A 21,810-nucleotide genomic window follows, 5' to 3' on the forward strand; every position below is an offset into this window, starting at 1 on the left:
AATCAGTCCTCCTCAGGGGTCGCATATGGGTAGCTTACTTTGCACTTGCAGCGCAACATAAATACGCCGTGACGCTGGGTTTAGATTTAAAATTACCTTGCCGATTTTGGCGGCGCAGCGCAGAGCAAATGTGATAGCTCTGCATCTATGATAGAACTGCTTTCTCCTTTTGCGATTTTTGTGGCCTGTTTCGTTGCGTTAGGGGCCGGTCTGGTCAAAGGGCTGGTCGGCTTTGCCATGCCGATGATTATGATTTCGGGCCTGAGTTCGGTGATCGCGCCGGAACTGGCGCTGGCTGGGCTGATCTTGCCGACACTGGCCACCAATGGGGTGCAGGCGCTGCGTCAGGGCTGGAAGGCGGCCTGGGGGTCGATCAGACGGTTTCGGGTCTTCCTGATGGTGGGCGGAGTGATGCTGCTCGCCAGTGCGCAGCTGGTGCGGATCATGCCTGCGCATGTCATGCTGTTGGCCATTGGGATCCCAATGACCCTTTTTGCGATCAGTCAATTGATGGGGTTCGCGCTGGTGTTGCGGCAAGCCTCGCAGCGGGTCGAGATTGCCATTGCCGCACTCGCCGGGTTTGTCGGCGGGTTTTCTGGCGTCTGGGGGCCGCCCACGGTGGCCTATCTGACCGCGCTGAACACCGAAAAACACGAACAGATGCGGGTGCAGGGGGTGATCTATGGCCTCGGCGCAGTGCTGTTGTTCGTGGCCCACGTGGGCTCGGGCGTGATCCGGGCAGAGACAGTGCCGTTTTCTGCCCTTCTGGTGGTGCCAGCCCTTGCGGGCATGTGGATTGGCGGGCGGCTGCAGGAGCGGATCGATCAGGCCGGGTTTCGCCGGGCCACATTGGTGGTTCTTTTACTGGCAGGTGCTAATCTGATCCGGCGCGCGGTGATGGGATAGGCAGATGGGACTGAACAAGCTGACAGCGGGGCAGATCGCCACCGGCTCCATTCTGGTGTCGGTGCTGGTGCTGCTGTTCAAGCTGGCGGCCTGGTATATGTCGGGCTCCATTGCCCTGTTTTCCGACGCGATGGAGAGCCTTGTTAACGTCTCTGCGGCCGTTCTGGCGTGGTTTGCCGTGCGCTATGCGCAACGCCCGGCAGACGAGGACCACCCCTTTGGCCACCACAAGGCAGAGTATTTTTCTGCCGTTGCCGAAGGGTTTCTGATCATCCTTGCCGCGGTGCTGATCGTCGAGCAGGCGGTTGAGGCCATTGTGACCGGAACACATGCGGACTGGGGTGTCTGGGCGCTGGGCATCAATGCCATTGCAATGGCGGCCAATTTCCTTTGGGCGCGGGCGCTGATCCTGGCTGGGGGGCGGCTCAATTCGCCAGCGTTTTCTGCCGGTGGTCGCCATCTGATGAGCGATGTCTGGACCTCGGTCGGGGTTCTGGTCGGGCTGCTGCTGGTGCTTGCCACGGGGTGGAGTATTCTGGACCCCATTATTGCGCTTCTGGTCGCCGTGAACATCCTGCGGGAAGGGCTGCATGTGGTGTCAGACTCCGTTGCCGGACTGATGGACAGCGCCGCCAGCGACGACGAACAAGCCCAGATCCGCGAGATCATCCACACCAATGCCGAAGGGGCGCTGCAGGTCCACGGGATCAAAACCCGGCGCGCGGCCCAAGTGCTGTTTGTGGAATTTCACATGGTTGTGGACGGCCGTATGAGCGTCGCCGAAAGCCATGCAATCTGTGACCACCTCGAAGCCAAGCTGACCGCGGCGCTGCCCGGTGTGGAAGTCACGATTCACGTGGAGCCGGAAACAAAACTGGAACCCGGCGGCATCGCCCCGATTGCAGACTGACAGGGCTGTTTTCCAACATTGCATCCCGCGTCCAAAACCGCTTTCTAGGGGCAACCCACACGAAGGAGAGCAAGATGGACTGGACGCAGCTTCTGAATCAGGGACGCCTGTGCCGCCCCGACTATACAGACAAGCCTGGTCGCCCGGCCTATGCGCAGGACTATGACCGGATCCTGTTCTCTGAACCTTTTCGCCGTCTTGCCCAGAAGACGCAGGTGCATCCTTTGTACAATCACGATCATGTCCATCACCGGATGATCCACTCGATGGAGACGTCTTCGGTGGGACGGTCGCTGGGCATTCAAGTGGGCGAGGCATTGGTGGCGCAAGGCCTGATCGAAGAGGGCCAGCAGCACGTGATGGCGGGCACCGCGCAGGCGGCCTGTCTGGTGCATGACATTGGCAACCCGCCCTTTGGGCATTCCGGCGAAGACAGCATTGGCGAATGGTTTGCGGCACGGTTCCGAAAGGGGCAGGGGCTCTTTGCCCAGATCCCACAGGCCTTGCGCGCAGAGTTCGAGGCGTTTGAAGGCAATGCGCAGGGGTTCCGCATTGTCTCTCGCCTGGAAATGGGCCGTCGCGAAGGCGGCATGCGCCTGTCCTATGCAACGATTGGTGCTTTTGCCAAATACCCCTGTACTGCAGCGGCGAAACGGCAGGCCGAAGAGCCCTATGTCGGGCTCAAGAAATTCGGGGTGTTTCACGGGGAACAACCGTTGTTCGCGGAGGCCTGCACCGCGCTGGGCCTGAAAGAAGAGCGCGCAGGCGGCGAAATCTGGTGGCGCCGTCATCCGCTGGCGTTCCTGGTCGAGGCCGCAGATGACATCTGCTACCGCATTCTCGATCTTGAGGATGCGGCCACTGTGGGGGACCTAGCAGACGCTGAGGTGTCAGAGCTGCTGGAGCAAATCACAGGCAAGCCGAACCGGGGACGGGATGCCGGGCAAACGCAGGCCGACTATATTGGCATGCTGCGCGCCATGGCTATTGGCGCATCCATCGACGCCGCAGTGGCGGCTTTCCTTGCCCACTACGATGACATTATGGCGGGGCGTTTCAACGATGGGCTGATGGAGGTCTCCTCCAAGGCGGATGCGTATACGCGGCTGAAAGACATCTCCAATGCGCGGATTTTCACCGCGCAGCGCAAGACCGAGCTGGAAATCGTCGGCCGTCAGGTGCTGCACCTGATCCTTGACCACTTTGAAGAGCTGCTCGAGACCCTCGCTGCCTGCGACTGGGACGCAGAACGCCTGGAGGCCACCCACAGCTATTGGGCCAAATGGGTGCGTGCGGCGGATATTGATCTGCGCGAGGTCACCGATGCCTATACCGCGGCCCATGCGCTGGCTGATTTCGCATCCGGCATGACCGACCGCTACGCATTGAAAGTCCGCGACATGATCACCGGCCGCAGCTAAGCGCTCGCAGGCTTCTTTTGGCCAAAAATACTCCGGAGCGCGAGGCAGAGCCTCGCCCCAAAAACAAAGCCCCCTCAAAGAGGGGGCTTTGTCAATTCGATGCGTCTGGGATTAGCAGATCGCGACGGCTTTCACGTCCTCATCAATGAAGGGGACATATTGTTCAAAGTTGTCCGAGAACATCTGAACCAGCTTTGCCGCCTGCGCGTCATAGGCCGCCTTGTCGTCCCATGTGCGACGCGGATCCAAGAGCAGCTCTGCTACGCCCGGAACCTGAACCGGAACATCAAAGCCAAAATTCGGATCCTTGCGGAATTCTGCACCTGCCAGCGACCCTTCCAGCGCGGCGGTCAGCAGGCCACGGGTTGCTTTGATCGGCATGCGGGACCCTGTGCCATAGGCACCACCGGTCCAGCCGGTGTTCACCAGCCAGCAGGTCGCACCGTGCTGGGCGATCTTTTCCCGCAGCAGGTTGCCGTAAACTTCCGGGCGACGCGGCATGAAGGGCGCGCCAAAGCAGGTCGAAAATGTGGGCTCGGGCTCGGTCACGCCACGTTCGGTGCCTGCCACCTTGGAGGTGAAGCCCGACAGGAAGTGATACATCGCCTGCGCAGGTGTCAGACGCGCGATCGGAGGCAGAACACCAAAGGCATCACAGGTCAGCATGATGATGTTCTTCGGGTGACCGCCGCGTGCCGAAGCGGACGCGTTGGAAATATAGTGCAGCGGGTATGCGCAGCGCATGTTCGCGGTCAGGCTGTCATCTTCGAAATCGAGGTCAAAAGTTTCCTCGTCGAAGATCATGTTCTCGATCACGGTGCCGAATTTCTCGGTGGTCGCATAGATCTCGGGCTCGGCCTCGGCGCTCAGGTTGATGGTCTTGGCGTAGCAGCCGCCTTCAAAGTTGAAGGTGCCGTTGTTCGCCCAGCCATGCTCGTCGTCGCCGATCAGCACGCGATCCGGGTCCGCAGACAGGGTGGTCTTGCCGGTGCCGGACAGGCCAAAGAACACGGCGGTGTCGACCGGGTTGCCCTTGGCGTGGTTCGCAGAGCAGTGCATCGGCATGATGCCTTTTTCCGGCAGCAGGTAGTTCAGCAGGGTGAAAACAGATTTTTTGTTCTCGCCTGCGTATTCGGTGCCGCCGATCAGGATCAGCTTGCGGTCAAAGTTCATCGCAATGACGGTCTCGGAGCGGCAGTTGTGCTTTTCCGGGTTCGCCTGGAAGGACGGGCAGTTGATGACAGTGTAATCCGCCAGGAAGCTGTCGAGGTCCTCACGGTCGGGACGACGCAGCATGTGGCGGATGAACAGACCATGCCAGGCCAGTTCGGTCACCATACGCACATTGATCGAATGCACGGGGTCAGAGCCGCCCACCAGATCCTGCACAAAGTAGTCGCGGCCCTTCATGTGCTCCAGCATATCGTCATAAAGCGCGTCAAAGCCTTCAGGCGACATGGCGGCATTGTTGTCCCACCAGATGGTGTCGGCAACGCTGTCTGTCTTGACCACATGTTTGTCTTTGGGGGACCGACCGGTGAATTTGCCGGTGGTCACCAGAAACGCACCGCCCTTGCCGAGTTTGCCCTCGGAACGGCCCAAAGCCGCCTCGATCAGCGCAGGCTCCATGAGGTTGTAATAGACATTGCCCAGCCCTTTGATCCCTTGATCTTCGAGGCGGAATTGCGGGTTGACCCGTCCAGATGTCATTAGTGTCTCTCCTGAAGGCGGCGGGGCGGTTCCCGACCACGGCCGCATGGTAGTGTCGCTGCGCCCACGGGCATGCCAAATGGTTGCGGCACGAAAGGGGGCAAGAGGCGCCTTCATGCACCTCGTGTCAGTCGTCTTAACATGTTGCTTTCAGGCTTGAATAGGCGGCTGAAGAGACGTTAGCGCAACCATTGGAAAGTTTAGCGCAACCATCAGTTTCATGTTTTCGCTACCGTCGCTTCACATGGCAGACTTCAGTAAACAGTAACCCGTTTTTGCCACAGTCGTTCTCAAATCCTTACCCGATTCGTGAAATGGGATTGATTCGCCTCCGGAAACGGTGAAAAAGAAAGTAAAACAGTTCCAAGAACGAGCAGAAACAAGGGCAAACCGATGTCAAAGATTGCGCTGGTCGACGATGACAGGAATATTCTGACTTCCGTTTCCATGACCCTGGAAGCGGAAGGTTTCGAGGTCGAAACATATAATGACGGCCAGGCGGCATTGGATGCGTTTAACAAACGTCTTCCCGATATGGCCGTGCTGGACATTAAGATGCCGCGGATGGACGGCATGGATCTCTTGCAGCGGCTGCGTCAGAAAACGCAGATGCCGGTGATCTTCCTGACCTCTAAAGATGATGAAATTGATGAGGTTCTGGGCCTGCGTATGGGCGCGGATGATTACGTCAAGAAACCGTTCTCTCAACGTCTGCTGGTCGAACGCATCCGCGCGCTGCTGCGCCGTCAGGAAGCGATCGGTGGCGAGGAAACAGCCCCCACCGCAGAAACCAAGGTGATGGAACGCGGCAACCTGCGGATGGACCCGCTGCGCCACGCGGTCAGCTGGAAGGGGCAGGATGTGTCCCTGACCGTGACCGAATTCCTGCTGCTGCAGGCGCTGGCGCAACGCCCCGGTTTTGTCAAAAGCCGTGACCAGCTGATGGATGTGGCCTATGATGATCAGGTCTATGTGGATGACCGGACCATCGACAGCCACATTAAGCGTCTGCGCAAGAAAATGCGCAGTGCTGACTCGGAATTCGCAGCGATCGAGACCCTTTACGGGATCGGCTACCGCTACAACGAAGAATAAACTTCCCCGCGGGGCGGTTTCCCAGAACAGATGGGTTCAAAGACGGCAAAGCCGTCGACCCATTGGAGATGAGCGCGCATGCGCGACACCGGTATGACCAACAAACGGCAGGATGGAGATGTTGTGCTGGGGGACGATTGGGTCGCCCCTCAACAGACTGTTGCCGATGAAATGCAGGAAAAGCGGGCAAGCCGCGGCCTGTTCACGCTTCGGGGATCGCCGCTTACACGCAAGATCATCATCTTCAACCTGATCGCGTTGATTATCATGGTCACCGGGATCCTGCATCTGAACTCCACCCGCCAAAGTCTGGTCCGGCAAAGCGCAGGCGCGCTTGTGACGCAGGCAACGCTGATTGCAGATGTGTTCGAAGCCCAGCTGCCGCAGGACGGCGATGTCAGCTTTGGCACCGGTGAAGGCATCAATGTTGAGGCCACCCTTGAAGGGCTGAGCCTGCGCGGCGGGGTCGAGGTCTTTGTCTATGACACCACCCTCTCACCCGTGGCCACCATCAAGGGGGTGCGGCGTGGCGATGCGCTGAACCTGTTCAATGAAGCCGCTGACAATTCCAACCTGATTTCTGATGCGCTGGCGTCTGTCTGGGCCTTGTTTGGCAATGAACCTGCGTCAACGGGCGATGACATTGGCGTCACCCCGGAAGAGCTGCGCGGCATTGTCAAAGGGGCCTTTGATGGCGGCACCGAGGTCGGCGAAATCCTGGATCAGGCGGGCGGCACTGTGTTTTCGGCGGCAACCCCTGTGATGCGTGACACAACACCGGTTGCCGTTGTGGCGGTGATTTCTCCTTTGGGGGAAATCGACAGCCTTGTGCGCGCCGACCGCGAACGCGTCTTACAGATGTTTATTGTGGCGCTGCTGGTCTCTGTGGGGCTGAGCCTTGTTTTGGCGTCCACCATTGCCAATCCGCTGGCGGATCTGGCCGAAGCCGCAGAGCTGGGCCGCGATAAAAACGCCTCCAAAGTGAAGCCGGGCCGCATTCGCATCCCCGACCTCACGGCGCGCCCTGATGAAATTGGCCGTCTGAGCCGCGCGCTGCGCGGCATGGTCAAGGCGCTTTATAACCGCATCGACAGCAACGAACAGTTCGCCGCCGATGTGGCCCATGAAATCAAAAACCCGCTGGCAAGTCTCCAATCAGCTGTGGGCACCCTGCGCATGGTCAAGCGGGATGATCAGCGTGAAAAGCTGATGAATGTCATCGAACATGACGTGCGGCGCCTGGACCGTCTGGTCAGCGATATCTCCAATGCGTCGCGTCTGGATGCAGAGCTGGTCAAAGAAGAAGAAGAAAACTTCGACCTTCTGAACATGCTGGGCAATCTCAACCAGTTTCTGGGCGAAGATGCAAAAGCCAAGGGCATTGATTATATTACCGAAATGCCAGAGCAGCCGATCATTATCAATGGCCTGGAGGCCCGTCTGGCGCAGGTCTTTGTCAATCTGATCACCAATGCGATTTCCTTCTGCGAAGAGGGCGATGCGATCCGTGTCTGGGCCCGTCGTCGGGACAATCGTGTGCTTGTCGTGGTCGAAGATACAGGTCCCGGCATTCCGGAACAGGCGCTGACCAAGATCTTCAACCGGTTCTATTCCCAGCGCCCCGAAGAACATTTCGGCAATAATTCCGGCCTTGGTCTGGCGATCTCCAAGCAGATTATTGAAGCCCATGGCGGTGTGGTTTGGGCCGAAAACATCCGACCCACCGAGGCGGATCTCACGTCTGAACCGTTGGGCGCCCGTTTCGTGGTCGGTCTGCCTGTCTAATCCATGTCAGCAGCGATGATCCTGCATGCCTCCTGCGTCTCGCTTGCGGGGCGCGGGGTGCTGATCCGTGGCGCTTCTGGCGCTGGAAAGTCTGCTCTGGCGCTTGAGCTGATGGCCCGCGGCGCGGGGCTGGTCGCAGATGACCGCTGCGAGATCCACAAAGCGGCAGGCGGCGTGATCGCGCGGGCCCCAAATCCGATCGCAGGTCTGATCGAGGCGCGCGGTGTGGGCATTCTGCGGGCCGATCACGTGGCGCAGGCGCAACTCCACGTGATCGTTGATCTGGACCACCTTGCCACAGACCGTCTGCCACGCCACCTAGAAGAGGAGATTCTGGGCTGCGCCCTGCCGGTTCTGCATCGCGTTGATGCACCGCATTTTGCCGCCTCCCTGATCCAATACCTCAAGTGCGGAGCCATAGACCCTGATGCCGGACAGTGACGACCCCTCGCACAGCGCCACCGCCGCAAAGCCGCTGGTTCTGATCACCGGGCCATCCGGGGCCGGGCGGACAACGGCGATCAATGCGCTGGAAGACCTTGGTTTTGAGGCCATCGACAATCTGCCGTTGCGACTGGTCGAAGCGCTGGTCGACAGCGTCGGCTACGACCGCCCGATGGTTCTGGGGCTTGATCCGCGCAACCGGGATTTCTCCACCGCGGCGCTCTTGGATGTGATTGCCATGCTGACGGCACGGGCGGATCTGGAATTCACGGCGGTCTATCTGGATGCAGAACCCGAGGTGCTGTTGCGCCGCTATTCGGAAACCCGCCGTCGCCACCCCATGGCGCCTGCCGAAAGCCCGGAACTGGGTGTGAAACGCGAGCTGGACCTGATGCGGGCTATTCGCGAAGAGGCGGATGTGGTGATCGACACCTCCGATCTGAACGTGCATCAGCTCAAAGCCGAGGTCGAACGGATCTTTGCCCCCGGCGGCCGCGATCTGGCGGTGACGATCCACAGTTTTTCCTACAAACGCGGGCTGCCGCGCAATGTGGACATGGTGTTTGATGTCCGCTTCCTTGCCAATCCCTATTGGGAACCCGCCCTGCGTCCACATAATGGTCAGGACAAGCCGGTTCAGGACTATGTGCGCGCGGATGCCCGGTTCGCGGATTTCTTTGACCGGGTTCTGGACCTGACCCGAAGCCTGCTGCCTGCTTACCGCGCCGAAGGCAAATCGCATTTTTCCATCGCCTTTGGCTGCACGGGTGGGCAACACCGTTCGGTCACACTTGCAGAAACACTGGCGGAGGCCCTTGCGGAGGACGGCCAGCAGGTGTCAATTAGACATCGCGAGCTGCAGAGCCAGCAACAGAAGTGAGAGACCCGCTTGATCGGAATCGTGATTGTCGCCCATGGGGGGCTGGCCAATGAATACCGCGCTGCCGTGGAACACGTCGTGGGACCGCAACCCGCGTTGAAATCCGTGTCCATTGCAGTTGACGATGACCGCGAGGCCAAACAGGCCGAAATCTGCGCGGCCGCCGACGACGTAGATTCGGGGCAGGGCGTGGTCGTGGTCGTGGATCTTTTTGGTGGCAGCCCGTCAAACCTGTCGTTGCGCGCCTGTCGCCCGGCGGACCGACGTATCCTTTATGGGGCAAACCTGCCGATGCTGATCAAACTGGCGAAATCCCGCCAGTTGCCGGTGGCGGACGCAGTCCGGCAGGCAATGGAAGCCGGTCGAAAGTACATCAATTCCCAAAACATTAGCCCCGAGGGGGCATGACAAAAATCATGGCGCAGAAGACACTTAAAATCATCAATCAAAAGGGCCTTCATGCCCGCGCATCGGCCAAACTGGTCGAAGTGGTCGAAGGTTTTGACGCCACGGCCGAGGTCTCCAAGGATGGCATGTCGGCTTCGGGCGACAGTATTATGGGGCTCTTGATGCTGGCGGCGTCCAATGGCACGACCATTCAGGTCGAAACCACCGGTCCAGATGCAGAGCCTTTGGCGGACGCATTAGAGGCATTGGTGGCTGACAAATTCGGCGAAGGTTTCTAAAGTGGCTCAACGCTTCCCGCGTTAGGGAACCGTCAGGGACAGGAAGACAGACGTGGCGGACACCGCACATAACAACAATACTGGCATCACTCAGGGGATCGCCGAGAACAGCACCGGAGAGGTCTATGACCGCCGGACGCTGACCTATGCCAATTCGTTCGACGATCGCTGGACTGCGTTTGCGATTCGCGCGATCGAGTGGTTCACCGGCAAACTGACGATCCTGCGGATGGTCAATAAGTTCGAGCGCGACAATGCCGAATACCGCGGCAACAAGTTCTGGCGCGGGGCCCTCAATACCATGGGGATCGAGCTTCAGACGCCGCAGGAACAGATCGACCTGATCCCGGAAGAGGGGCCGGTGGTGGTGGTGGCGAACCACCCGCACGGCATGGTCGATGGGATGATCTTTGCGGATCTGATTGGCCGCCGCCGCCAGGATTACCGCATTCTGACGCGTTCGGTTCTGACCGGTCTGGACGAGGCCGCGACCTCGTTCATGATCCCGGTGCCGTTTCCGCATGATCCCGATGCGCAGAAAAAGATGGTCGAGATGCGCGCGCAGACCATGGCCCATCTGAAAGCAGGTGGCGTGGTGGCGCTGTTCCCGTCGGGCGTTGTGATGTCATCCGACAGCTGGTTTGGCCCGGCGATTGAACGCGAATGGAACGTGTTCACCGCACAGCTGATCCGCCGGTCCGGCGCTAAGGTCGTGCCGATCTATTTCCCGGGGTCGAATTCCCGCTGGTATCAGATCGCCAACCGTCTGTCCCCGATCCTGCGTCAGGGGCTGCTGCTGCATGAAATCGTCCGCAGCTGCAACAAGCCGCAGGCGCCGGTGGTCGGCGAGGTGCTGAGCGATGAACAGATGGAGCAGCTGCACAGCAACCCGCGTGGCTTCATGGCCTGGTTGCGAGAGCACACGCTGGCGCTTGGGAAGCCCAAGGCCTGATTTCTGCTAAAACGAACAACGGCGCCCTCGGGCGCCGTTTGTGTTTGCGGGGGCTTGCGCCTTAGCGTGTCGGCACCGGTGTTTCGCCGCGATAGTCATAAAACCCACGCTGTGTCTTGCGGCCCAGCCAGCCTGCCTCGACATATTTGGTCAGCAGCGGGCAGGGGCGGTATTTGGTGTCCGCCAGCCCGTCGTGCAGCACGTTCATGATCGCCAGGCAGGTGTCCAGACCAATAAAATCCGCCAGCTCCAGCGGGCCCATCGGGTGGTTCGCACCCAGCTTCATCGATTCGTCGATAGAGCGCACGTTGCCGACCCCTTCATAGAGCGTGTAGACCGCCTCATTGATCATCGGCATCAGGATCCGGTTGACGATGAACGCCGGGAAGTCCTCGGCGCTGGCAGCGGTTTTGCCAAGCTTCTCCACCACGGTCTGGCAGGTCTGGAACGTGTCCTCATCGGTGGCGATGCCACGGATCAGCTCGACCAGCTGCATCACCGGAACCGGGTTCATGAAGTGGAACCCCATGAAGCGTTCGGGACGATCGGTGCGCGATGCGAGACGTGTGATGGAGATCGAAGAGGTGTTCGAGGTGAGAATCGTATGCGGCTGCAAATGCGGCAAAAGATCGTCAAAAATGGCCTGCTTGATCGTTTCCCGTTCGGTCGCGGCTTCGATCACCAGATCCGTTGCGCCCACATCGGCCAATTGCATCGAGGTCGAAATGCGCGCCATGGCGGCGCTAACAGCGGCGTCTTCGATTTTGCCACGGCTTGCCTGACGGGCCAGGTTCTTCTGGATCTGAGCAAGCGCATTGTCCAGTGCGGTTTGGCTTATGTCATTGAGAACAACGTCAAATCCGGACAGGGCCATCACATGGGCAATGCCATTTCCCATCTGGCCTGCGCCGATCACACCTACCTTTTGAACATCCATCGCCCTGGCCTCTCTGATTGCCGTTTGGCGTGATCTTATCGGTTTCCGCAGTGCAGAAACAAGCGCTATGCCGACAGTTTTAGCCAAAAGCAGTTTTTAGGTCTTTGGAAAGATTTGGAGCGCAAATTGGGCAGTGGGTGAAAAATTGGTGGGCTAGATGAGCTACGAATCCAGAAGCGCTGATGCGCTGGCTGCGGAGCCGTGCCGGTATGGTACGTCACGGTTATACGTTCGCGGTCCCAAACGGGACCTTAACAATCCATATCTGACCTTTATTGGCAGCACCGAGGTGTTCGGCCGCTTTGTCGACTGTTCCTTTGTGCAAACGACCGAGGCCCTGTTGGGGCGTGCCTGTGTGAACCTAGGCAGCATCAACGCAGGGATCGACAGCTTTCTGTTTGATGACAGCCTGATGGATGTGGTTGCTGGGGCAGATTTGACCGTGGTGCAATTGATGGATGCGCAGAACCTGTCAAACCGGTTCTACAAGGTGCATCCCCGGCGCAATGACCGGTTTCTGGCAGCCCACCCTGCGCTGACGGCGCTGTATCCTGAGGTGGATTTCACCGACTTTCATTTCAACAAACATCTGCTGACCACATTGCGCGACATTGCGCCGGGGCGCTTTGCCGAAGTGGAGGCGCATCTACAGGAAGTCTGGCTCGAACGCATGGTGCATATTCTGGAGCGGGTCAAAGGGCACGCTGTCCTGTTGTGGCTGCGCCAAAAGCCCATTTCAGAGCGCAACCTGGGCCCGACCCCGTCGATGGTGAGCCCGCGCATGGTGTCAGTGCTGGCCCCCAAAGCAGAGGCGGTTGTAGAGATTGCCACACGCGACGCGGAAGCGGCCGAGGATGTCTCGGGGATGAGCTTTGGTCCCATGGACCTGCCAGCCGCCAAACGCATGCTGGGGCCCAAGGAAAACGACCGGATCGCCAAGCTGCTGTGTGACAGGCTGCGCCCGCTTCTTGCCTGAGGTCGCTGCCAACCTGCAACGAAAAAGGCCCGCCAAACTGGCGGGCCTTTTCTTTGTCTCTCAGACAGCTGGGGCTTAGCCCAGTTTTTCGGTCAGTGCGGGCACTGCCTCGAACAGGTCGGCAACCAGACCGAAGTCAGCAACCTGGAAGATCGGTGCTTCTTCGTCTTTGTTGATCGCGACGATGATCTTGGAGTCTTTCATACCAGCAAGGTGCTGGATCGCGCCGGAGATACCTGCTGCGATGTAGAGATCCGGTGCAACCACCTTACCGGTCTGGCCAACCTGCCAGTCGTTCGGTGCATAGCCGGAGTCCACAGCCGCGCGGGATGCGCCAACAGCGGCGCCCAGCTTGTCTGCCAGAGCTTCGATGATTTTGAAGTCTTCTTCAGACCCAACGCCACGGCCGCCGGAGACAACGATGCCTGCGGAGGTCAGCTCGGGGCGGTCGGATTCTGCAACCTTGTCTTCGACCCACTCGGACAGGCCGGGGTTTTCGGCAGCGCCGATGGTCTCAACAGATGCGGAACCGCCTTCGCCTGCGGCGTCGAAGGTGGAGGTCCGGAAGGTGATGACTTTCTTCGCGTCGGAAGATTTCACAACCTGGATCGCGTTACCGGCATAGATCGGACGCTCAAACGTGTCGGCGTCGACAACGGCGGTCACGTCAGAGATCACCATCACGTCCAGCAGCGCAGCAACGCGCGGCAGGATGTTTTTGGCGTCGGTGGTCGCGGGTGCAACAACGTGGGAGAAGTCGGATGCCAGACCCGCGATCAGGGCTGCAGTCGGTTCTGCCAGGCGGTGGCCCAGGGACGCGTCTTCAGCAACCAGAACTTTGGCCACACCGTCGATTTTTGCGGCGGCTTCGCCAGCGGCTGCTGCGGATGCACCAGCGGCCAGAACGGTCACGTCGCCCAGGGATTTCGCGGCTGCAACGGCTTTTGCGGTTGCGTCCAGCGCCAGTTCACCATTGGTGACTTCTGCGAGAAGAAGAACAGACATTACACAGCCCCCGCTTCTTTGAGTTTTTCGACCAGCTCGTCCACGGAGCCGACGATGATGCCAGCGGAACGGGACTCGGGCTCTTTGGTTTCGACCACGGTCAGACGCGGGGAAACATCAACGCCGTAATCAGCAGCTGTTTTGGATTCCAGCGGCTTTTTCTTGGCTTTCATGATGTTCGGCAGCGACGCATAACGCGGCTCGTTCAGGCGCAGGTCAACGGTCAGGATGGTCGGCATCTTGACAGAGATGGTCTGCAGACCGCCGTCAACCTCGCGGGTGACTTTTGCGGAATCGCCTTCGATGTCCACTTCGGACGCGAAGGTCGCCTGGGACCAACCCAGCAGCGCGGACAGCATCTGGCCGGTTGCGTTCATGTCGTTGTCGATCGCCTGTTTACCAGCGATGACCAGACCGGGCTGCTCTTCTTCGACAACTTTTGCCAGCAGTTTGGCAACGGCCAGGGGCTCGATGTCGGTGTGAACGTCGTCCGCTGCAACAACCAGGATTGCGCGGTCTGCGCCCATGGCCAGTGCGGTGCGCAGGGTTTCCTGAGCTTTCTCGACGCCGATGGAGACGACAACAACTTCGTCTGCCTTGCCGGCTTCTTTCAGGCGGATGGCCTCTTCGACGGCGATTTCGTCGAAGGGGTTCATCGACATTTTGACGTTTGCGAGATCAACACCGCTGCCGTCCGCGTTTACGCGCACTTTCACGTTGTAGTCGATCACGCGTTTGACAGGCACGAGTACCTTCATGTGCGTTTCTCCTTAACTGTCGGACACCGGGAAACGGATTCCCGGAAAGCTCTCGGGCTTTTGATAGCCACTCAGCAAAGGCGGTAACAGGGTAAAATCGTCATGTTTTTGTCCGGGGACGTCGCGTTCGACATTTATATGAAGGTTTTCCGACGAAATTTTAAACCCGACACCCGGCGAGCCTGCGCAATAACAATGCCCCGACGGGGGGCCGACGGGGCATGTTTGCGGAAACAGATTCGGCTTTAGGCAAGCCCAGCCGAGGTTCAGCGGTTCGCGCCCGGAACCCACAGCACATCTTTGGTGCCGTTTTCATTGGCAATGCGCGCGGCCACAAAGAACCAATCCGACAGGCGGTTCAGATAGGTCACGGCCACCGGGTTGATCGCTTCGTCGCAGGCCAGTTCCGTGGCCAGACGCTCTGCGCGGCGCGCCACGGTGCGGCAGACATGCAGATGGGCGGCCAGACGGGACCCACCGGGCAGGATGAAACTGCGCAGCGGCTCCAGATTCGCATTCATGGCGTCGATCTCGGCCTCCAAGCGATCCACCTGAGATTGAACCATGCGCAGCGGCGGGTATTCGGCCCCGGCGTCTTTGTCCATGTCGGGGCTGCACAGGTCTGCGCCCAGATCGAACAGATCGTTCTGGATGCGCGACAGGGCCGCATCCATATCTTCTTCAGCTTCGAGACGGGCCACGCCGACAAAACAGTTCAGCTCGTCCGAGGTGCCATAGGCCGACACGCGGGCGCTGTGTTTGGCGACGCGGTCGCCATTTCCCAGCGCGGTGTCGCCCTTGTCGCCGGTGCGGGTGTAGATCTTGCTCAGAACCACCATTGTTATTGCCCCCCCTGGTTTGCAAACCACATGAACGCCATCAGCAGCACCACGGCCACAAATTGCAGCGCCAGTCGCAGTTGCATCATCTTATTGCCAAACTTGGCGTTGAATTTGCCGCCTGCGCCAAAGCCGCCAATGCCGATCAGCAAGACAACAGCGGTGGCGATCATGGCTATGACGCCGAGGGAATAAAAGAGAGTTGTCACGGCGGCCGTCCTTTTCTGTTGGGGTGCCTTGTATGCGGGGCATTCGGGCTGAGGCGATTATTTATACCGCTGAAGGATCCGGTCAATTGCGCGGGTTGAGAGAATACGTCGCAGGGTGCCCGCAATATAGGTCGGCGTCGTCACATAATAACGGGGCCGGGGGCGGCGGCTTTCACAGGCATGCGCCAGTTTTGCTGTCACCGCGGAGGGCGGACGCTCAAACGGATCAGGGCCGCTGTCCTGGTAGAGGCGCTTCAGAAGCCCCGCTTCGTAGCGGTCCCGGATCGGGGAGGCCTGCCAGTCGATGTGACGTTCAAAATGCGGGATCGAGTTTTCGCGGATCTTCGATGTGACAGGCCCCGGTTCGATCAGCACCACATGGATACCTGTGTCAGACAGTTCGACCCGCATGGTGTCGGTCAGCCCTTCCAACGCAAATTTCGTCGCCGCATAGGCCCCCCGCCAGGGGTAGGACACCATGCCAAGCACCGAAGAGTTGTGGACGATACGGCCATGCCCCTGCCGACGCATCACCGGAATCACCTGCCGGGTCAGCTCGTGCCAGCCAAAGAAATTGACCTCGAAGATTTCGCGCAGGCCCTCGGTCGGCAGGTCCTCGACCGCGCCTGGCAACCCATGAGCGCCATTGTTGAACAGCGCATCCAACGTGCCACCGGTGGCGTCCAGCACGTCGGCCAGCCCTGCGGTGATGCTGGCGGTGTCGCGGTAGTCAATGCGCGGGCTTTCAAACCCTCCTGCGATCATCCGGTCGCAGTCTTCCTGTTTGCGGCAAGAGGCAAAGACCCGCCAGCCGCGTGCCTTCATGCCGCGCGCCGCATCAAGGCCAATACCGGACGAACAGCCGGTGATCAGGATGGATTTCTGCATGGACGACTCCCCAAAGATTGGGAGCCGTTATGAGCCTTTCGGGCTGAGCAGGGAAGTGGCAATCCAGCCCACCTGGCCTGTCTTTGACACCCGCAGCATGGCCCAGCCAGCACCTTCATCGCGCAGGATCTCGACCTTGTCGCCTGCCAGCAGGCGGTTCAGGATTGGATAGGTGGTGTTCGGCCCCTGACGCATGTTCACGCGGCTGGCCCGGACGGTGCGGATATCCATCGCGACCTCTTGGGGGGTATTTTCGACGGCTTCGGGCGCAACGGCAGCGACGTCCACGGTCCCCGCCGCCAAGCCACCTTCCAGAGAGGCCAGCTGCAGCCCTTCGGTGGCAAGCGTCAGGCGTGTCTTGCCATCAGACACCAAGGCGGCGTTTTGCAGCTGTGCGGTTACCTCGGCCGGGCGCGTGCGCGGGGCGGTGGGGGCTGTGACAACACTGGCCTGCACAACCGGTTCCGGCTGGACGTCGGATGTGGAGGCAACAGGGGCGGCCTCAGCAAAAGGGGAAGGGGTCACAGGGCGCAGGGGTGGTTCAAAATCGGCCCCCCCGCTCAGCTCGTAAAAGGCAAAGCCCAGACCAAGAAAAGACAAAACAACAAATCGCGACATATCGCGGCTCCTCATTAACACAACAGATCTATCGGTTTCAGCCCCGGGAAATGGCATACGCTGGCAGCGGCCATTTCGTTCGGGAATCGCATTCTGGCGATTAGATACATCTTTAAGATAACACAAAGAGAGGGGAGAGCGGGGGGCTTTCTCCCCCTATGTAAAGGGCTTTGAGGACAATCACCGGGGGGCAACCGGGCGGCAACAGCGAAATTCTGCCCCCGTCACTGTTCATGCATCCTTTACCCTGTCGGGGTGGGGCAGTATCACTTTCGCATGAGCGAGCTGGTAGACGATCCCGAACATCCCGAACTCCCCGAAGAGGGAGAGATCCTGGAACCCCTGCGCCGCGCCATTGGCGAGCGCTATCTGACCTATGCGCTGAGCACGATTATGCACCGCGCGCTGCCCGATGCACGTGACGGCCTAAAGCCAGTGCACCGGCGGATCCTCTACGCGATGAGCCGGCTGCGCCTGACGTCGAGCGGGGGCTTTCTGAAATCGGCCAAAATCTCGGGCGACACGATGGGGGACTTCCACCCGCACGGTGATGCCGCGATCTATGATGCCATGGCGCGACTGGCGCAGGATTTTAACGTCCGCTATCCGCTGGTCGATGGTCAGGGCAACTTTGGCAATATCGACGGCGATAACCCGGCGGCCTCGCGCTACACAGAAGCGCGCATGACCTTCATCGCCGAAGCCATGCTGCAGGGCCTCGCTGAGGATGCTGTTGATTTCCGCGACAATTATGATGGGCGTCTGCAGGAACCGGCGGTTCTGCCTGCGACCTTCCCCAATATCCTTGCCAACGGCGCAAGCGGCATTGCGGTGGGCATGGCGACAAACATTCCGCCGCACAACATCGCGGAACTGATCGACGCCTGTATCCACCTGATCAAATCCCCCGGTGCGGCAGATGACACGCTGCTGCAATATGTTCCGGGCCCGGATTTCCCCACAGGTGGTGTGATCGTAGAGCCAAAGGAAAACATCGCCGAGGCCTACCGCAAAGGCCGTGGCTCGTTCCGCCTGCGCTCGACCTGGGAGGTCGAAGACCTGGGGCGGGGGCAATGGCAGGTTGTTGTCACCGAGATCCCCTATCAGGTTCAGAAGTCCAAGCTGATCGAAAAGATCGCGGAGCTGATCCAGACCAAAAAAGTGCCGATTCTTGCCGATATCCGCGATGAATCGGCGGATGACATCCGCATTGTCCTTGAGCCTAAATCCAAGAATGTGGATCCGGAACTGCTCATGGGTATGATGTTCCGCAATTCGGATCTGGAAATCCGCTTTAGCCTGAACATGAACGTGCTGATCGACGGGGTGACCCCGAAGGTCTGTTCGATGAAGGAAGTGCTGCGCGCCTTCCTTGATCACCGCCGCGACGTGTTGCAGCGTCGCTCGCGTCACCGCATGGGCAAGATCGACCACCGTCTTGAGGTGTTGGATGGCTTTATTATTGCCTTCCTCAACCTTGACCGGGTGATCGACATTATCCGCTATGACGAAGACCCCAAAGCCGCGCTGATGCGCGAAGACTGGGATCGCGAGCACCCGCGCGCCTTCAGTGAGGACGATTATCAGACGCCGTTGCCCGGCGCGGGTGAGCTGTCCGAGGTTCAGGCCGAGGCGATCCTGAACATGCGCCTGCGGTCCTTGCGCAAGCTCGAAGAGATCGAACTGACCCGCGAACGCGACGCGCTGCGCGAAGAGCGCGCTGGGCTGGTCGAACTGCTGGGGTCCGAGGATCTCCAGTGGAAACGCATTACCGAACAGCTGCGCGACACCAAAAAGCAGTTTGGCAAGGATTATGCCGGTGGCGCGCGCCGCACCCGCTTTGCCGAAGCGGGCGAGGTCGAAGAGGTGCCGATTGAGGCCATGATCGAGCGCGAGCCGATCACGGTGGTCTGCTCGCAAATGGGTTGGATCCGGGCCATGACCGGCCATATCGACCTGACCCGCGAACTGAAGTTCAAGGATGGCGATGGCCCGCGCTTTATCTTCCATGCAGAAACCACCGACCGGCTGTTGGTCTTTGCCTCCAACGGGCGTGTGTTCACGGTATCAGCCGCGAATCTGCCCGGTGGGCGTGGCATGGGCGAACCGCTGCGACTGATGGTGGATCTGCCGAACGAGGCCGAGATTGTCGATATTCTGATCCATCGCCCCGAAGGCAAACTGCTGGTGGCGTCGGATGCGGGCAATGGCTTTATCTGTGCTGAGGCAGACATCGTGGCCCAGACCCGGGGCGGCAAGCAGGTGCTGAACGTCAAGGATGATGAGCGCGCCAAGATCTGCATCCCGGTGTCCGGTGACCATGTTGCCGTGGTGTCTGAGAACGGCAAATTCCTGACCTTCGCGATCGAGGAAATGCCCGAACTCAACCGCGGCAAAGGTGTGCGCCTGCAGAAATACAATATGGCGCGCGGCAAGCAGGGTGCGCTTGAATTGGATGGCGGCCTGTCGGATGTCACCACCTTCACCTGGGCCGAAGGTCTGAGCTGGGAAATGGGCGGCGGCAAGACCCGCCACGAACCGGATCTCAGCGAATGGCTGGGCAAGCGCGGTTCGGTTGGCAAACGTCCGCCCTATGGCTTCCCGAAAAACTACAAGTTCAAGTAACCCCGGTTTCTGTGACACTCCCGCAACCCCCGCGCCACCGCGCGGGGGTTTGTTTTTGCGCAGGTTTACGTCGCCCCAAAGCAGGGTCTAAGACATGTCAAAGTTTGACTGATCCCTGAGAGGCCCCATGTTCCGTACCCTCGCCGCCTTGGCCCTGCTGACCCTGACCGTTGCTTGCGGCGAAACCCAAATGCACGAAGCCCGCGAAGACCTTGGCGAATTCAGCGCCCGCGTCACCTATGTCCACACCGATAAGGCGCGCCAGTGGCCCACATCGCGCGATGCGGAAGGGTCCGAATGGAACGCAGCGCTTGAAAACGCGCTGGATACCCGGATGCGCCGCTATGAGGGCCGCCAGCAATATGATGTTGCCGTGACCCTCGAAGGGTTCTTGCTTGCGCCTGCGGGCATTCCGCTGATTCTGTCTCCCAAAAGCGTCGCTGTGGTGAATGTCTTTGTGTACGACGTAGAGAAAAAAGAATTCCTCGCGCGGGAACATCAGATGGAAATCTTTGAAAGCACCACCGGCCAGAGCGCGCTTTTGGGATCCGGTCATGCGCGGACAAAAGAAGAGCAGATCCAGGGGCTGTCGCTCAATATTGTCGACAAACTCGAGGAATACATGGCCGAACAGCACAAGGAAAACGGCTGGTTTGACCTGCGCGAAGGGGCGGTTCCCGACGCGGCAGACGATGCGGCAGCTGCGCCCGCCACCGCCCCCCTTGCGAACGCAGCGGACACCCCCGCCGCCGGTTAAAATCGGCATTGTCAAGAACGAACGGCTTGATTTTTTCTCGTAAACCGCATAAGCCGCGCGCGCAGAGGAAACCGGGTCCGAAGCTGGACCCCCCAAATTTCAAAGGGCGCCTACGTAATGGCAAAGGAAAAGTTTGAGCGTAATAAACCGCACGTCAACATCGGCACCGTTGGCCACGTTGACCACGGTAAAACCACTCTGACCGCGGCAATCACCAAATACTTCGGTGACTTCCAGGCATACGACCAGATCGACGGTGCACCGGAAGAGCGCGCACGTGGTATCACCATCTCCACCGCGCACGTGGAATACGAGACCGAAGCACGTCACTACGCTCACGTTGACTGCCCCGGCCACGCCGACTACGTCAAAAACATGATCACCGGTGCGGCGCAGATGGACGGCGCGATCCTGGTTGTGAACGCAGCGGACGGCCCGATGCCGCAGACCCGCGAGCACATCCTGCTGGCGCGTCAGGTTGGCGTTCCTGCGCTGGTCGTGTTCATGAACAAAGTTGACCAGGTTGACGACGAAGAGCTCCTGGAGCTCGTCGAGATGGAAATCCGCGAACTGCTGTCTTCCTACGACTTCCCGGGCGACGATATCCCGATCATCGCAGGGTCCGCTCTGGCGGCGATGGAAGGCAACAAGCCTGAAATCGGCGAAGAGAAAATCAAAGAGCTGATGGCAGCTGTTGATGAGTACATCCCGACTCCTGAGCGTGCGGTTGACCTGCCGTTCCTGATGCCGATCGAAGACGTGTTCTCGATCTCTGGTCGTGGTACCGTTGTGACCGGTCGTGTTGAGCGCGGCGTGATCAACGTTGGCGACGAAATCGAAATCGTTGGTATCCGTGAAACCGGCAAAACCACCTGCACCGGTGTGGAAATGTTCCGCAAGCTGCTGGACCGTGGTGAAGCAGGCGACAACATCGGCGCCCTGCTGCGCGGTGTTGACCGTGAAGGCGTTGAGCGTGGCCAGGTTCTGTGTAAGCCGGGTTCCGTGACCCCGCACACCAAGTTCGAAGCTGAGGCCTATATCCTCACCAAAGAAGAAGGTGGTCGTCACACCCCGTTCTTCGCGAACTACCGTCCGCAGTTCTACTTCCGCACCACCGACGTCACCGGCACCGTGACTCTGCCGGCTGGCACCGAGATGGTTATGCCGGGCGACAACCTGAAGTTCGACGTTGAACTGATCGCACCGATCGCAATGGAAGACGGTCTGCGCTTCGCGATCCGCGAAGGCGGCCGCACCGTTGGCGCGGGCGTTGTCTCCAAGATCACCGAGTGATCTTAGAGGTTGCGACAGGGTATTTGCGCCACAGTCCGGTTCAGGGCAGGCGCGAATGTCCCGACAGCAACACGCTGGCAAGTAAAGAAAGGGCGTCCCGCGGGGCGCCCTTTTTG

General features: G+C 59.6%; 22 protein-coding genes. 14 read left to right on the top strand and 8 right to left on the bottom strand.

Annotation, left to right across the window (positions count from 1 at the left end):
- Nucleotides 1–147: 147 nt before the first annotated feature.
- The 3 genes from TRM7557_RS10725 to dgt all read left to right on the top strand — a co-directional run bounded on the left by TRM7557_RS10725 (nt 148) and on the right by dgt (nt 3,237).
- Nucleotides 148–906: a sulfite exporter TauE/SafE family protein gene (locus TRM7557_RS10725; RefSeq protein WP_058290209.1), complete on the top strand. Its 759-nt coding sequence runs from the start codon at nt 148–150 to the stop codon at nt 904–906.
- Nucleotides 907–910: 4 nt separating this feature from the next.
- Nucleotides 911–1,816: a cation diffusion facilitator family transporter gene (locus TRM7557_RS10730; RefSeq protein WP_058290210.1), complete on the top strand. Its 906-nt coding sequence runs from the start codon at nt 911–913 to the stop codon at nt 1,814–1,816.
- Between the two features lie 74 nt (nt 1,817–1,890).
- The gene (gene dgt, locus TRM7557_RS10735) at nt 1,891–3,237 is read left to right on the top strand and encodes a dGTP triphosphohydrolase (protein ID WP_058290211.1); all 1,347 of its coding nucleotides are present in this window, start codon (nt 1,891–1,893) and stop codon (nt 3,235–3,237) included.
- A 111-nt stretch (nt 3,238–3,348) separates the two neighbouring features.
- Here the strand turns inward: dgt and TRM7557_RS10740 are convergent, their stop codons facing one another.
- The gene (locus TRM7557_RS10740) at nt 3,349–4,947 is read right to left on the bottom strand and encodes a phosphoenolpyruvate carboxykinase (RefSeq protein WP_058290212.1); all 1,599 of its coding nucleotides are present in this window, start codon (nt 4,945–4,947) and stop codon (nt 3,349–3,351) included.
- A gap of 393 nt (nt 4,948–5,340) precedes the next feature.
- Here TRM7557_RS10740 and TRM7557_RS10745 point away from each other — a divergent pair, with 393 nt between their 5' ends.
- From TRM7557_RS10745 to TRM7557_RS10775, 7 genes are all read left to right on the top strand, one after another.
- Nucleotides 5,341–6,042: a response regulator transcription factor gene (locus TRM7557_RS10745; protein WP_058290213.1), complete on the top strand. Its 702-nt coding sequence runs from the start codon at nt 5,341–5,343 to the stop codon at nt 6,040–6,042.
- A gap of 78 nt (nt 6,043–6,120) precedes the next feature.
- Nucleotides 6,121–7,827 (top strand): sensor histidine kinase, encoded by a 1,707-nt coding sequence (locus TRM7557_RS10750; protein ID WP_058290214.1) that lies wholly within the window; start codon nt 6,121–6,123, stop codon nt 7,825–7,827.
- 3 nt (nt 7,828–7,830) lie between these two features.
- Nucleotides 7,831–8,268, top strand: coding sequence for an HPr kinase/phosphorylase (locus TRM7557_RS10755; RefSeq protein WP_058290215.1), 438 nt, complete (start codon nt 7,831–7,833; stop codon nt 8,266–8,268).
- Complete coding sequence (gene rapZ / locus TRM7557_RS10760) at nt 8,255–9,151, top strand: RNase adapter RapZ (RefSeq protein ID WP_058290216.1); 897 nt, start codon at nt 8,255–8,257, stop codon at nt 9,149–9,151. Before TRM7557_RS10755 ends, rapZ begins: the two co-directional genes overlap by 14 nt.
- Before the next feature lie 9 nt (nt 9,152–9,160).
- Nucleotides 9,161–9,559 carry a PTS sugar transporter subunit IIA gene (locus TRM7557_RS10765; RefSeq protein ID WP_058290217.1) on the top strand — a complete coding sequence of 133 codons (399 nt, stop codon included), beginning with the start codon at nt 9,161–9,163 and terminating at the stop codon, nt 9,557–9,559.
- Between the two features lie 8 nt (nt 9,560–9,567).
- Nucleotides 9,568–9,837, top strand: a complete 270-nt coding sequence (locus tag TRM7557_RS10770; protein WP_058290245.1) for an HPr family phosphocarrier protein — start codon at nt 9,568–9,570, stop codon at nt 9,835–9,837.
- Between the two features lie 52 nt (nt 9,838–9,889).
- Nucleotides 9,890–10,789 (top strand): lysophospholipid acyltransferase family protein, encoded by a 900-nt coding sequence (locus TRM7557_RS10775; RefSeq protein WP_058290218.1) that lies wholly within the window; start codon nt 9,890–9,892, stop codon nt 10,787–10,789.
- A gap of 61 nt (nt 10,790–10,850) precedes the next feature.
- Here TRM7557_RS10775 and TRM7557_RS10780 read toward each other — a convergent pair whose 3' ends face one another.
- The gene (locus tag TRM7557_RS10780) at nt 10,851–11,726 is read right to left on the bottom strand and encodes a 3-hydroxybutyryl-CoA dehydrogenase (RefSeq protein WP_058290219.1); all 876 of its coding nucleotides are present in this window, start codon (nt 11,724–11,726) and stop codon (nt 10,851–10,853) included.
- A gap of 157 nt (nt 11,727–11,883) precedes the next feature.
- Between TRM7557_RS10780 and TRM7557_RS10785 the strand changes: the two genes are divergently transcribed.
- Nucleotides 11,884–12,702 (top strand): DUF6473 family protein, encoded by an 819-nt coding sequence (locus tag TRM7557_RS10785; protein WP_058290220.1) that lies wholly within the window; start codon nt 11,884–11,886, stop codon nt 12,700–12,702.
- 75 nt (nt 12,703–12,777) lie between these two features.
- Here TRM7557_RS10785 and TRM7557_RS10790 read toward each other — a convergent pair whose 3' ends face one another.
- From TRM7557_RS10790 to TRM7557_RS10815, 6 genes are all read right to left on the bottom strand, one after another.
- Nucleotides 12,778–13,707, bottom strand: a complete 930-nt coding sequence (locus TRM7557_RS10790; RefSeq protein WP_058290221.1) for an electron transfer flavoprotein subunit alpha/FixB family protein — start codon at nt 13,705–13,707, stop codon at nt 12,778–12,780.
- A complete protein-coding gene (locus TRM7557_RS10795; RefSeq protein ID WP_058290222.1) occupies nt 13,707–14,465 on the bottom strand; it encodes an electron transfer flavoprotein subunit beta/FixA family protein in 759 nt (252 codons plus the stop codon). Before TRM7557_RS10795 ends, TRM7557_RS10790 begins: the two co-directional genes overlap by 1 nt.
- 266 nt (nt 14,466–14,731) lie before the next feature.
- Nucleotides 14,732–15,304, bottom strand: coding sequence for a cob(I)yrinic acid a,c-diamide adenosyltransferase (locus TRM7557_RS10800; RefSeq protein WP_058290223.1), 573 nt, complete (start codon nt 15,302–15,304; stop codon nt 14,732–14,734).
- Nucleotides 15,305–15,306: 2 nt separating this feature from the next.
- On the bottom strand, nt 15,307–15,513 hold the full coding sequence (locus TRM7557_RS10805; protein ID WP_058290224.1) for a twin transmembrane helix small protein: 207 nt from the start codon (nt 15,511–15,513) through the stop codon (nt 15,307–15,309).
- A 57-nt stretch (nt 15,514–15,570) separates the two neighbouring features.
- On the bottom strand, nt 15,571–16,401 hold the full coding sequence (locus TRM7557_RS10810) for an SDR family NAD(P)-dependent oxidoreductase (RefSeq protein WP_058290225.1): 831 nt from the start codon (nt 16,399–16,401) through the stop codon (nt 15,571–15,573).
- A 27-nt stretch (nt 16,402–16,428) separates the two neighbouring features.
- Nucleotides 16,429–17,019 (bottom strand): SH3 domain-containing protein, encoded by a 591-nt coding sequence (locus TRM7557_RS10815; RefSeq protein ID WP_058290226.1) that lies wholly within the window; start codon nt 17,017–17,019, stop codon nt 16,429–16,431.
- 276 nt (nt 17,020–17,295) lie between these two features.
- Between TRM7557_RS10815 and TRM7557_RS10820 the strand changes: the two genes are divergently transcribed.
- The 3 genes from TRM7557_RS10820 (at nt 17,296) to tuf (ending at nt 21,694) form a co-directional block, all read left to right on the top strand.
- Nucleotides 17,296–19,644 carry a DNA topoisomerase IV subunit A gene (locus TRM7557_RS10820; RefSeq protein WP_058290227.1) on the top strand — a complete coding sequence of 783 codons (2,349 nt, stop codon included), beginning with the start codon at nt 17,296–17,298 and terminating at the stop codon, nt 19,642–19,644.
- 127 nt (nt 19,645–19,771) lie between these two features.
- Nucleotides 19,772–20,401 carry a hypothetical protein gene (locus TRM7557_RS10825; RefSeq protein ID WP_058290228.1) on the top strand — a complete coding sequence of 210 codons (630 nt, stop codon included), beginning with the start codon at nt 19,772–19,774 and terminating at the stop codon, nt 20,399–20,401.
- A gap of 117 nt (nt 20,402–20,518) precedes the next feature.
- On the top strand, nt 20,519–21,694 hold the full coding sequence (tuf, locus tag TRM7557_RS10830; RefSeq protein WP_058290229.1) for an elongation factor Tu: 1,176 nt from the start codon (nt 20,519–20,521) through the stop codon (nt 21,692–21,694).
- Nucleotides 21,695–21,810 lie beyond the last annotated feature (116 nt).

It is taken from the genome of Tritonibacter multivorans (genome assembly GCF_001458415.1).
Taxonomy (GTDB): Bacteria; Pseudomonadota; Alphaproteobacteria; order Rhodobacterales; family Rhodobacteraceae; genus Epibacterium; species Epibacterium multivorans.